Below are 12665 nucleotides of genomic sequence, written 5' to 3'. Positions count from 1 at the left end.
GTCCATCTGTCGGTTTTGCGTACACCAATTGCCGGAAAGCCTCAGACGACAGGTGGTTCGATGGCGACTCTACTATAAAGAAACGCGGACGGGTTCATCGTGGGGGCGAAACTCTCGGCGCTCTGGAGGCGAGCGTGCGTCATTGCCCGGCATAGCCTTTGACCCGCATGCAATCATTGGTCAGATCAATCTGTTTTTCAGCGATAACGATGCCATCCCCCACGGCGCTACCCATGCCGTGAGTCTTGTCGTTTGCTGCCGGCGTCGAGTGGTAGCTGGCCGTTGCGGCTTTGGCCTGGTACTGGCATTCAGCTTTGTCATGCTGGATGTCAGAGGCGCTTGCGCCCGGCCTGGACCAATCATGAACAGAAGAGGCACAAGCGCTCAAAAGCATCGCGAACAACGTAAAAATAACGAACCTCATGGCTTTCTCCATCGGTGAAAGGATTCTGATTGCGCTGTTTGCAATCACTTGCAGACGAACGTCACGTGGGCGACTTCATTCTCGGGATCCAGCGGCAAGCGAGATTGAACTTCGAACTCGCCGAGTTGCTTGCCAAGCGATGCGCACTTTTTGCAGGCATTGTCCAAGGCCAGCTGACGAGCCCCTGAGTGGGTGTGCCTCGATAGCAGAGCACTCGCTGACGCCTGATATTCGTAGGGGCCGAGCTTCAAGTCGTGGGACTGCCAGATATAGTTGCCGACCAATGCGACAGCGCTCACAGCAATAATCATGTTGAGTTTCATGGCAGGCATCGGTCGCTGGACATTTCATTCCTCATAACGCTTACCTCGTGTGGTCAATAGCGCGACGTTTGTGCGGGTCTGAATGGGTCAGATCGCCGTGATGGAATGATTGAGCAGTTCGGTACCGAGATGAAGAAAAACGAAGTATCTTTCAGTGCGGATTAGAAAAACTTAACGAGACTGGCGGCCATGCAACTCGATGCGAAACAGATGCAGGCGTTCCTTGCCGTCGTCGACAGCGGCAGTTTCGAAAAGGCCGCGGAACGGCTCAACGTGACACCGTCGGCGGTGTCGCAACGGATACACGCACTGGAAGTTCGCCTCGGCAGCTCGGTTGTGGTGCGCGGGCGACCGTGCGAACCCACACAGGCCGGACGCAAGCTGATGCTCTATCTCCGCCGTGCAACGGTGCTCGAAGAGGAACTCCTCAACGACCTGACCGGTGACGAAAAAGACCATCTGCGGGTTGTCATAGCCGTCAACGGTGACACGCTGGCGACCTGGTTTTTCCCTGCTCTGGCCGAGATATTCGTCAGCGAAAAAATCCTGCTCGACGTCGTGATCGACGATCAGGACCACACCTATGCATTACTGGAAAGTGGCCAGGTCATTGGTTGCATCGGCACGCGCTCACAGCCGATGCGAGGATGTTTTGCAGAATTGTTGGGATCGGTACGCTACCAATTGGTGGCATCGCCCGCCTTTCAGGAGCGCTGGTTTGCAAAGGGTCTGACACGAACGGCTGCGCGCAAGGCGCCCGTTTTCGCTTATTCGCGCAAGGACACTTTACAGTCTGATTTCATGCGGTCGCGTTTCGGTCTGCAGGCAGATGCTTATCCGACCCATTACCTGTCACTTCCCGAAGCACGCCTCAAAGCCATTCGTCGTGGCCTCGGATACGGGATGGTGCCGTACATGCAGGTGAGCGACTTGCTGAAAAACCGGGATCTGGTGGATTTGGCGCCGGGTTATTTCACTGATGTCGAGCTTTATTGGCACGCCTGGGATCTGCAATCACCGCGCATGGAAATGCTCTCCGAACGTGCGGTACATGCTGCGCGACGCATCCTGAGCAGCAAAACATCGGTCAATCGCTCAACCATGCCGAAAAAGTGAACCGTTGCATTCAAGGCAACACAGATTTGTCATCGGCCATATTGATAGCCCCCTAACGAAAGGTGCATGCTAGAGGGCTTCGCTTGGCCTTATATCATTCCGAATGATAGTTACCTTCGTGTCATTCGATTCGTTTGCTATCTACCTGCCGAGCATCATCCGCCCATCTTCAATACATTGGCGGATGCATCCATGGAACAATCACTCAAACATTTGCGCTTCCCGTTGGCTCTGTTGGCCGTGATGGTGATGAGCGCCTGCGGCAAGACTCCAGAAACCGCCGCCGCCATGCCTGCTGCCAAGGTCAGCGTGGCCAAGGTGCTGGAACAACCGGTCAACGAGTGGGACGAATTCACCGGGCGCCTCGAGGCGCCGGAAACCGTTGAAATCCGTCCACGGGTCTCCGGCCAGATCGACGAGGTCGCCTTCACCGAAGGCGCACTGGTCAAGAAAGGCGACCTGCTGTTCCAGATCGACCCGCGTCCGTTCCAGGCCGAGGTTCGCCGCCTTGAAGCCCTCGTAGCCCAGGCTCGCGCCAACGCCACTCGCAGTGAAAACGAAGCCGGCCGTGGCGAACGCCTGCGTGCCAGCAACGCCATTTCCGCCGAACTGGCTGACTCGCGCACCAGCGCTGCACAGGAAGCACGTGCCGCTGTCGGCGCCCTGCAAGCACAACTGGATCTGGCCAAACTGAACCTGAGCTTCACCCGTGTAACCGCCCCAATCAGTGGCCGCGTCAGCCGGGCCGAGATCACCGCCGGTAACCTGGTGACCGCCGACACCACCCCGCTCACCAGCGTGGTTTCCACCGACAAGGTCTATGCCTACTTCGACGCGGATGAGCGTGTATTCCTCAAATACACCCAACTCGCCCGTCAGGGTCAGCGCGGTGCGACCACTCCGGTGTACATGGGCCTGTCCAATGAAGACGGCAATCCTCACCTGGGCCAGATGAACTTCGTCGACAACCAGGTCAACCCAAAGACCGGTACCATCCGTGGTCGCGCCGTGTTCGACAACAGCGACGGCACTTACACCCCGGGTCTGTATGCGCGTCTGAAACTGGTCGGCAGCGGCACCTACAACGCCATGCTGATCAACGACGAAGCGGTCGGCACCGACCTCGGCAAGAAGTTCGTGCTGGTGATGGATGGCGACAACAAGACCGCCTACCGCGCCGTCGAACTCGGTCCGAAGATCGAAGGTCTGCGCATCGTGCGCAGCGGCCTGAACAAGGACGACACGATCATCGTCAAGGGTCTGCAACGGGTTCGCCCTGGCTCTCCGGTATCCCCTGAAGTGATCCCGATGGCCAGCGAGCAAACCATTGCCGCTCTCGCTCAACAACGACAAGCGCTGGAAGCCAGCAACCTGCCCAAAGTCGCACCTGCCAAAGGCGCGTCGGGATCGGTTGTGAAACTGGCTGCTGCGACCCCACGCGGTTAAGGGACGACAACTCCGATGAATTTTTCCCAATTCTTCATTTCACGGCCGATCTTCGCAGCGGTGCTTTCGCTGCTGATCCTGATCGCCGGCGCTATCTCGCTGTTCCAGTTGCCGATCAGCGAATACCCGGAAGTCGTGCCGCCCACCGTGGTGGTACGTGCCAACTTCCCGGGTGCCAACCCAAAAGTCATCGGTGAAACCGTGGCCGCTCCACTGGAGCAAGCCATCACCGGCGTCGAGAACATGCTGTACATGTCCTCGCAGTCGACCGCCGACGGCAAGATCACCCTGACCATCACCTTCGCCCTGGGTACCGACCTGGACAACGCGCAGGTGCAGGTGCAGAACCGCGTGACCCGGACCGAACCGAAACTTCCAGAGGAAGTGACGCGTATCGGTATCACCGTCGACAAGGCCTCGCCCGACCTGACCATGGTTGTGCACTTGACCTCGCCGGACAAACGCTACGACATGCTGTACCTGTCCAACTACGCAATCCTAAACATCAAGGATGAGCTCGCTCGCCTCGGTGGTGTCGGTGACGTGCAGCTGTTCGGTATGGGCGATTACTCGCTGCGTGTATGGCTGGACCCGAACAAGACCGCTTCGCGCAATCTGACTGCCACTGATGTGGTGACCGCGATTCGTGAACAGAACCGTCAGGTCGCCGCCGGCCAACTGGGCGCCCCCTGCCCCGAATGCCCAGAGCTTCCAGCTGTCGGTCAACACTCAGGGCCGTCTGGTTTCCGAGGAAGAGTTCGAGAACATCATCATTCGCGCCGGCGACAACGGTGAAATCACTCGCCTGAAGGACATTGCCCGCGTCGAACTGGGTTCCAGCCAGTACGCCCTGCGGTCGTTGCTGAACAACCAGCCGGCCGTGGCGATCCCGATCTTCCAGCGTCCGGGCTCCAACGCCATCGAAATCTCGAACGAAGTTCGCGGCAAGATGGAAGAGCTGAAGAAGAGCTTCCCGCAAGGCATGGACTACAGCATCGTCTATGACCCGACGATCTTCGTGCGCGGCTCCATCGAGGCGGTGGTCCACACCCTCTTCGAAGCGCTGATCCTCGTGGTTCTGGTGGTGATCCTGTTCCTGCAGACCTGGCGCGCCTCGATCATTCCGTTGGTGGCGGTGCCGGTATCGTTGATCGGTACGTTTGCAGTGATGCACCTGTTCGGCTTCTCGCTCAACGCCCTGTCGCTGTTCGGCCTGGTACTGGCGATCGGTATCGTGGTGGACGACGCCATCGTGGTGGTGGAGAACGTCGAGCGGAACATTGAACTGGGACTCAACCCCTTCGATGCGACCAAAAAGGCCATGGGTGAAGTGACCGGCCCGATCATCGCCACGGCGCTGGTGCTGTGTGCGGTGTTCGTACCGGCGGCATTCATCTCGGGCCTGACCGGTCAGTTCTACAAGCAGTTCGCACTGACCATCGCGATCTCGACCGTGATATCGGCCTTCAACTCGCTGACCCTGTCACCGGCGCTGGCCGCTGTGTTGCTCAAAGGTCACGACGCACCGAAAGACCGCTTCTCGCGGGTGCTGGACAAGATCTTCGGTGGCTGGCTGTTCCGTCCGTTCAACCGCTTCTTCGACCGCGCCAGCCATGGCTACGTCGGCACGGTGCGCCGGGTTATCCGTGGCAGCGGCATCGCTCTCTTCGTGTACGCAGGCCTGATGGTGCTGACCTTCTTCGGTTTCTCCAGCACACCGACCGGTTTCGTACCCGGCCAGGACAAGCAATACCTGGTGGCCTTCGCGCAACTGCCGGACGCCGCGAGCCTGGACCGTACCGAAGACGTGATCAAGCGCATGTCCGACCTGGCACTGAAACAGCCGGGCGTAGAGAGCGCCGTAGCGTTCCCGGGCCTGTCGATCAACGGCTTCACCAACAGCCCGAACGCCGGCATCGTGTTCGTGACCCTGAAACCGTTCGACGAGCGTAAAGACCCGAGCATGTCCGCCGGTGCGATTGCCGGGGCCCTGAACGGCCAATACGCGAACATCCAGGAAGCGTACATGGCGATCTTCCCGCCGCCGCCGGTACAAGGTCTGGGCACCATCGGTGGTTTCCGCCTGCAAATCGAAGACCGGGGCAACCTGGGCTACGAAGAGCTGTACAAGGAAACCATGAACATTATTGCCAAGAGCCATAACGTTCCGGAACTGGCCAACCTGTTCACCAGCTATACCGTGAACGTGCCGCAGGTCGATGCCGCCATCGACCGGGAAAAAGCCAAGACCCACGGCGTGGCCGTCAGCGACATCTTCGACACCCTGCAGATCTACCTGGGTTCGCTGTATGCCAACGACTTCAACCGCTTCGGGCGCACCTATCAGGTCAACGTTCAGGCCGAACAGCAGTTCCGTCTCGAATCCGACCAGATCGGCCAGCTGAAAGTACGCAACAACAAGGGCGAAATGATCCCGCTGGCGACCTTCATCAAGGTCAGCGACACCTCGGGGCCGGATCGCGTGATGCACTACAACGGCTTTATCACTGCTGAAATCAACGGTGCCGCAGCCCCGGGCTACAGCTCCGGCCAGGCCGAAAAAGCCATCGAGAAACTGCTCAAGGATGAACTTCCGAACGGCATGACCTACGAGTGGACCGACCTGACCTATCAGCAGATTCTGTCCGGCAACACCGCGCTGTTCGTGTTCCCGCTCTGCGTATTGCTGGCGTTCCTGGTGCTCGCCGCTCAATACGAAAGCTGGAGCCTGCCACTGGCGGTGATCCTGATCGTACCGATGACCCTGCTGTCGGCCATCACCGGCGTGATCATCTCCGGCGGTGACAACAACATCTTCACCCAGATCGGTTTGATCGTACTGGTGGGCCTGGCCTGTAAGAACGCGATTCTGATCGTCGAGTTCGCCAAGGACAAACAGCAGGAAGGTCTCGATCCGCTGGCCGCTGTACTGGAAGCCTGCCGTCTGCGTCTGCGGCCGATCCTGATGACCTCGTTCGCGTTCATCATGGGTGTGGTGCCACTGGTGTTCTCCAGCGGTGCCGGTGCCGAGATGCGTCACGCCATGGGTGTGGCGGTGTTCTCCGGGATGCTCGGGGTGACCTTCTTCGGTCTGCTGCTGACGCCAGTGTTCTATGTACTGATCCGCAACTTCGTGGAACGCAGTGAAGCCCGCAAAGCGGCCAAGGCGCAGAATCTTCCACAGCAACTGGAGGCGCACCAATGAGTCTGAAAGTCTTCCTGCCGAGCCTGCTGGTACTGGCCTTGAGCGCCTGTGCAGTCGGTCCCGACTACAAGACCCCAGCCACGGAGGCGGCCAACATCACGGCCGCCACCGACGGCGCCGCCGGCCAGAAGAACTTTGACCGTTCGAAATTCGAAGGCATCTGGTGGCAGCAGTTCGACGACCCGACCCTCAACCAGTTGGTGACTCAATCGCTGCAGGGTAACCGTCAACTGCGCGTCGCCTTTGCCCGCTGGAAAGCGGCACGGGCGATCCGCGACGACGTCAGCAACGATGCGATGCCGACTATCACCAGTCGTGCCAGCAGCAATCTGGGCAAGGGACAGATTCCCGGCCAGACCACCCAACGGGTCAACAGCGAACGCTATGACCTGGGTCTGGACATGGCCTGGGAGGTCGATCTGTTTGGTCGCATCCAGCGCAACCTGGAAGCCAGCGAAGCCGATCAGCAGGCTGCCGAAGCCGATCTGTACCAGTTGCAAGTCACCATGATTGCCGAACTGGTGGACGCGTACGGTCAACTGCGTGGCGCCCAGCTGCGGGAAAAGATCGCCGTGGCCAACCTGGAAAACCAGCGGGAGTCGCGCAAGATCACCATCAGCCTGCGTGACGCCGGCGTGGGCGATCAGCTCGATGTCGAGCGCGCCGATGCCCGTCTGGCCTCGGTCGAAGCCAGCGTGCCGCAATTGCAGGCGGAGCAGGTCCGGCAGAAAAACCGCATCGCCACCCTGCTGGGTGAACGTCCGGACAAGCTGACCGTCGACCTGAGCCCGAAAGACTTGCCAGCGATTGCCAAGGCATTGCCGATCGGTAACCCGGGCGAACTGCTGCAACGTCGCCCGGACATTCTCAGCGCCGAACGCAAACTGGCTTCCGCTACGGCGCGTATCGGTGTGGCAAAGGCCGACCTGTTCCCACGGGTCAGCCTCAGCGGCTTCCTCGGCTGGACGGCCGGGCGTGGTTCGCAGATCGGTTCCTCGGCGGCCAACGCCTGGGCGCTGGGCCCGAGCATCACCTGGGCGGCGTTCGACCTTGGCAGCGTGCGGGCCCGTTTGCGTGGTGCCGACGCCGATGCCGAAGGCGCACTGGCGACCTACGAGCAGCAAGTGCTGCTGGCCCTGGAAGAGTCGGAAAACGCCTTCAGCGATTACGGCAAGCGTCAGCAACGGTTGATCTCGCTGATCCGCCAAAGCGAATCCAGCCGCAAGGCTGCCGATCTGGCTGAGATCCGCTACCGCGAAGGCACCACGGATTTCCTGGTGCTGCTCGACGCCCAGCGTGAACGCTTGAATGCCGAAGACAGCCAGGCCCAGGCCGAAGTCGAGCTGTATCGCGGCATTGTCGCGATCTACAAGGCTCTCGGTGGCGGCTGGCAACCGGAAACGGTCGCCAGCAAGTAACAGTTTTTTAAAGAGCTCCTTTGGTTGGCCGCAACCAACCAATTTTTTGCCCCGCGTATCATTCGGTCGCGGGGCTTTTTTGTGCCTGTCTTTCGTGATTCTCCAAAACGGTGACGGTGGCTGTGGTACCTGCCCTGAGGCGAACCTTGCCTGCATAGTCGGGGTCGATGCCAATTCGCACCGGCACCCGTTGTGCCAGCTTCACCCAGGTGTAACTGGGGTTGATGTTGGCCAGCAATCGACTGCCCGGCGCGTTTTCCCGGTCGGCGATGGCGAAGGCGATGCTTTGCACGGTGCCTCCGAACTTCTCACCGCTCATCAACTCGATCCGTACCCTGTCGCCCTCCTCGATCCGTGGCAGCTTGGTTTCCTCGAAATAGCCACTGACGTAGAACGAGTCGCTATCCACCAGTGCCAGCAATGCACCGCCGGCCACCGCGTAGTCGCCCTGCCGGGTCAACAGGTTGGTGACGTAGCCGCTGACCGGCGATTCGACACGGGTACGCTGCAAATCCAGTTCCGCCTGGGTCAGTGCCGCAATAGCCAGTTGAACGTTGGCTTCAGCCAATCCCAGATTCGCTTGATTACGCAGGAGATCAGCCTGGGCCACGGCCACGTCGGTGCTGGACTTTTCCCACTCTTCACCCGAAATCGCGAAGCCCTGTTTTAGCGTGCGCCTGCGCCGCTCCTCACTTTCGCGTTGCTTGAGCAAGGCCTCGCTGGCCACGATGGACGCCCGGGATTGACCCAGGGTGGCCTTGGCCACCTCCACCGAACGTTTGGCATGCTCGACCGCCAGGCTGTAGCGAGCCGGGTCGATTTCCAGCAGCAGTTGCCCCTTTTCAACGTGCTGATTGTCCTGCACCGCCAGACTGACGATGCGCCCCGAGACATCCGCCGACAGGGTCACCACGTCTGCCCTCACCCGGGCATCCCGCGTCCAGGGCGCGCGGGTGTAATGCTCCCAGGCGAACCAGCCGAGCACGATGGCCAGCAGCACCACAGCCAATGTCGTCAATCGAGTGAGCAACGTCTTCAAGGCATCAGGCTCCCATCAGCAATATCAATGTGGCGCAGACACAGGCGTACAGAGCGCCCTCGAACAGCGCTTCATGCCAGACCAGCCGCAGCACGCCGAGGCGGCGCAGTACCCAGTCCAGCAATAGAAAGACCGGTATGGCGAGGATCAGCGCCTGGGCGATAGGCGGCAGGTAGACGCCGCCGACCTCGAAATCAATGGGCAAGGACGGGTTCTCCTTCAGGGACGTTGTGCTGCAGATATTCACCGTGACGCTCAAGGAACGAGACGACGATCAACAGCGCCACACGCATGCGGAATACAGACCACAGGTGCTCGTGTGTGGCGGCATGCAGGTCATCCAGCTCGTCACCGAGCGCATGCAGCGTAGTCAGCAAGGCTGGCAAGTGCACATCCGGGCGGCCAGCGACGAAGCGGCCGGTCTGGCGCAAAGCGACCGTCAGTTGCCGGCCGAAGGTGTCTGTCAGTAAAGCGTTGCCCTGCACCTGCTGCCTGAGCTGGTGAATGGCGACACCGAGCGCCACACAGGCGAGACTGATTTCATAGCGTCGTTGCATGTCCGGATCATTGGCTGCCGGCAACAGACCCAGCATGGTGGTCAGGCGGTCAACCATGCGGCTTTCGAACGCGAATTGCTCTGCGTCCGTGGCAGGCGATTGGGTCAGTTGATACACCTGCTCCCGTGCTTCGTTATAGAACCGACGGATTCGCAACACTGGCCGGAACGGAAAAATCCACGCATAGACGATCAGGGCCAGCATCGCCGCACTGACATAGGCACCGGCAAACTCAAACCATTGAATGGCAGTGTTCTGCCCGGTTCCGACGTTCTGCGGGCCGAGCATCAGGAAACTCGACAAGCCCAGCCCCATGCCAATGCCCGCCGTGGCCGGGCTGGCCAGTCCTACCGCGATGACGTAAAGCAGCGGAGCCAGCAATATCGCCAGCCATTCGAAGTCGTTGACCGCCGGCACCAGCATGAACTGATACAGCGCCGAAACCACCAGTGCCAGGCCCAGTCCCCGGGCGTAGCTCTGCGCGGCGATCAAGGGGCGCGGGAACGTTGCCATCAGTGAACACAGGATCCCCACCAGAATCATCCCGCCACGGGCACCGTCCCAGGCAGTTTCGATCCAGATAAGCCCGGCCACCAGCAATGCACTGAAGGCCCGGATCGCATTCATCGTCGCCAGGGTGAAATCCAGGTGCAGCGGGCTGGACTGGCCACGGAACATGCAACTGGCCTCTCGGCCTTCCTGTATGGCTTCGCTCAGTTCGAGGATCTGCTCCAGTTGTTGCAGCAGCCGCGCCTGCTCCCAGCGAAGGGCCCATGCCAGCGAACGTAAGGTCGCACTCATGTCCTCGGTCAACTGTTCAGCCCGGTAGGCCAGCGCTTCGAACTGTTGTTGCAGGACAACCAGCTGATGCCTCATGTCTTCCGGCAGTGAACGCCCGTATTGTGCCAGTTGATCGAGAAAGGCCAGTTCATCGGCACGCAAGCGCTGGACCTCCAGCGGCAGATCCCCGTCCCAGCGTTCGGTCAGCAACTGCCGCTGATGACGCAGGGCTGTCAGGCGCGAAGTCAGCAGCATCAGTTGATTGCCCAGCATCAACACAAGATTGTTGGCACTGCGCAGACGCGGTGCATCGAAATACAGATGACGGCGCAAGCCTTCCAGGGCGCTGATTTCGCCGAGCAGTTGCATTTGCCGGCGCTGGAATTCGGATTCGCTTTCTTCGGTACGAATCACCGCAGCGGCATGGGTGGCGACCAGTTTGATCACCTGATCGACTTTGGCGAAGTAGTTGCGCGAAACCGCCTCCGGACGGGCCGTCAACAGGCTGACGACACAGACGCAGGCCACCGCCAGCAGGGTTTCGGTCACCCGGGTAACCGCCAGCAGGAAGGTGCCGTCCTGGTCCGGAATGGCCAGCAACGCCACCACCACGGCGGTGTAGCCACTGAGCACGAACGCCTGGGAACTGGTGTAGCGCAGCAAGGTGCCGCCGGCCGTGCACAGCGCCAGCCACAGCGCCAGGGTTGTGATGAAGGGCAAAGGCGCCTGAGGGAAAATCGCCATGATCAGCACCGCCACCGCCGCGCCCAGCGTGGTGCCGATGACCTGACCGAAACTGCGGGCCAGCGCCATCCCGGCCAGTGGCTGACTGATGATGACCACCGCCATGATCGACCATTTGGGCTGATCCAGATCGAACAGGAACGCCAGGTACAGCGTCAGCAATCCGGCTGCAATGGTGCGCAGGGCAAACAGCAACACTGCCTGACCGGGATGGATCACTGTCCTGAAATAATTGAGCAAGGCTTGCATGAACGCACTCGTCAAAGGAACTTCACCAAGCGTAGTCACTGCATCGAAAGCTCGACGGCTTCCAGGGCCGACAGATGTTGTAGGGATATTCATCCTCAGTCGCGTGACATATCGGGCAGAGTGTTTGACTCAAGGCGTCAGCTGACCGAAGCTTGCCCCTCTGCGTCAATATGAAAGCTTCGGATACCTGCATGCCTCAGTCCCGCCGCTACGTGTTCATCAGTCTTGGCCTCGTGCTTGTCCTTCTGGTTGCCTGGCTGTCGCTGCGCAGCACCGCTCCCGTGGTGCCGGAAGCCATCAAGCATGGCTACAGTGAAGCGCTGGCCGCCGCCCGGGCCGGCCAGCCGGGCGCGGCGCGGCTTTTGTACCAGCAACTGGGACGCCCGGATCTTTCAGTCAAGCGACGCGTCTGGCTGCATGCCGAGCTGCCGAACTACCCGAGCCCGCAAGCGTTGAAACTGGCCGATGCCGATCTGCAGAACGAATCCCCCGACGTACGAATGGCAGCGATCAGGAGCGTGACCGGTCTGGTGCCGGGTGGCCAGCGCAGTCTGTTGCTCGGCCCGTTGCTCGACGATGAGGACCAGAACGTTCGCTTTGCAGCAATCAACGCCCTGCTCGGCCTGTCCCCGGACCAGTTGGGCCTGTACTTCGCGCCGTTGCAGCAAGGCATCGACGTGTGGGAAGAGGCGCTCAAGCATCAGCCGGAAAGCGCTGCCAACCATGCGCAACTGGCGCGTCTGTACCTGCACAATGCCGAGCTTAAACAGGCGCAGGAAGCCCTCGAGCAGACCCTGCGTCTGGATCCCGCCAACCTGCCGGCGCTGGTGATGCAGATCGAGGTGCTCGACCGCCAGGGCCAGAGCGACGCCGCCCGGCAACTGCTGGCCCGACAGCTGAAGGCCCAACCCGATTCCGCCTACCTGCAACATGCCCTGGGTCTGTGGCTGCTCCATCACGATCAACGGGAATTCGCCCTGCTCGGCCTGTCCAAGGCCGTGGAGCTGGAACCCGACAACAAGGACTATCGCTACGACCTCGCCACCACGCTGCACAGCGCCGAGGAACTCGAAGCGGCGCAGAAACAGTTACAGGAAATCGTTCAGCGCCACCCCGCCGACCGCAAGGCACGGGTGCTGCTGATCAGTTACTGGAAAGAAAGTGGTCAGTTACAGAACGTGCAGGTTCTGCTGGCCCAGCTTGAGCAGATGAATCCGGACGACCCCTCGTTGCAGCAGGGTCTTTGAACGACTTCTGACAGCTTCCATGACACACCCGGAAAGAATTTCGGAACCGCCCTCTCGGCAAAGGGTCAAGTAAACAGGCAGCCCGCAAAGGCGTACACCGCCCGCTGCCTCGTTTCC

Annotated in this window: 9 protein-coding genes and 1 pseudogene; 5 read left to right on the top strand and 5 right to left on the bottom strand. The window is 60.3% G+C overall.

Annotation, left to right across the window (positions count from 1 at the left end):
* Positions 1-139: 139 nt before the first annotated feature.
* On the bottom strand, positions 140-424 hold the full coding sequence (locus R1A29_RS13500) for a hypothetical protein (RefSeq protein ID WP_438301839.1): 285 nt from the start codon (positions 422-424) through the stop codon (positions 140-142).
* A gap of 44 nt (positions 425-468) precedes the next feature.
* Complete coding sequence (locus R1A29_RS13495) at positions 469-747, bottom strand: hypothetical protein (RefSeq protein WP_438301838.1); 279 nt, start codon at positions 745-747, stop codon at positions 469-471.
* A 189-nt stretch (positions 748-936) separates the two neighbouring features.
* Between R1A29_RS13495 and R1A29_RS13490 the strand changes: the two genes are divergently transcribed.
* The 4 genes and pseudogenes from R1A29_RS13490 to R1A29_RS13475 all read left to right on the top strand — a co-directional run bounded on the left by R1A29_RS13490 (position 937) and on the right by R1A29_RS13475 (position 7932).
* Positions 937-1863 carry an HTH-type transcriptional regulator ArgP gene (locus R1A29_RS13490; protein WP_438301837.1) on the top strand — a complete coding sequence of 309 codons (927 nt, stop codon included), beginning with the start codon at positions 937-939 and terminating at the stop codon, positions 1861-1863.
* Positions 1864-2055: 192 nt separating this feature from the next.
* Positions 2056-3309 carry a multidrug efflux RND transporter periplasmic adaptor subunit MexE gene (gene mexE, locus R1A29_RS13485; protein WP_085709792.1) on the top strand — a complete coding sequence of 418 codons (1254 nt, stop codon included), beginning with the start codon at positions 2056-2058 and terminating at the stop codon, positions 3307-3309.
* Positions 3310-3324: 15 nt separating this feature from the next.
* Positions 3325-6514: pseudogene (locus R1A29_RS13480) on the top strand (efflux RND transporter permease subunit).
* The gene (locus tag R1A29_RS13475) at positions 6511-7932 is read left to right on the top strand and encodes an efflux transporter outer membrane subunit (protein WP_438301836.1); all 1422 of its coding nucleotides are present in this window, start codon (positions 6511-6513) and stop codon (positions 7930-7932) included. The pseudogene R1A29_RS13480 and the gene R1A29_RS13475 overlap by 4 nt, the downstream one beginning before the upstream one ends.
* 58 nt (positions 7933-7990) lie before the next feature.
* On the opposite strand, the gene R1A29_RS13470 is transcribed toward R1A29_RS13475, so the two are convergent.
* Genes R1A29_RS13470 through R1A29_RS13460 form a run of 3 tightly spaced genes read right to left on the bottom strand, consistent with a single transcriptional unit; the run spans position 7991 to position 11301 of the window.
* On the bottom strand, positions 7991-8971 hold the full coding sequence (locus R1A29_RS13470; RefSeq protein WP_438301835.1) for an HlyD family efflux transporter periplasmic adaptor subunit: 981 nt from the start codon (positions 8969-8971) through the stop codon (positions 7991-7993).
* A 4-nt stretch (positions 8972-8975) separates the two neighbouring features.
* Positions 8976-9176 (bottom strand): DUF1656 domain-containing protein, encoded by a 201-nt coding sequence (locus R1A29_RS13465; RefSeq protein ID WP_096820375.1) that lies wholly within the window; start codon positions 9174-9176, stop codon positions 8976-8978.
* Positions 9166-11301: an FUSC family protein gene (locus R1A29_RS13460; RefSeq protein ID WP_438301834.1), complete on the bottom strand. Its 2136-nt coding sequence runs from the start codon at positions 11299-11301 to the stop codon at positions 9166-9168. Before R1A29_RS13460 ends, R1A29_RS13465 begins: the two co-directional genes overlap by 11 nt.
* Before the next feature lie 191 nt (positions 11302-11492).
* Here R1A29_RS13460 and R1A29_RS13455 point away from each other — a divergent pair, with 191 nt between their 5' ends.
* Entirely contained in the window at positions 11493-12548 is a 1056-nt protein-coding gene (locus R1A29_RS13455; RefSeq protein ID WP_438301833.1) for a tetratricopeptide repeat protein, read from the top strand.
* Positions 12549-12665 lie beyond the last annotated feature (117 nt).

The sequence above is a fragment of the Pseudomonas sp. NMS19W genome (assembly GCF_051554255.1).
Lineage (GTDB): Bacteria > Pseudomonadota > Gammaproteobacteria > Pseudomonadales > Pseudomonadaceae > Aquipseudomonas > Aquipseudomonas kribbensis.
Note: the sequence above shows the minus strand (reverse complement) of the source record. Positions and strands in the feature narration are given on the sequence as shown.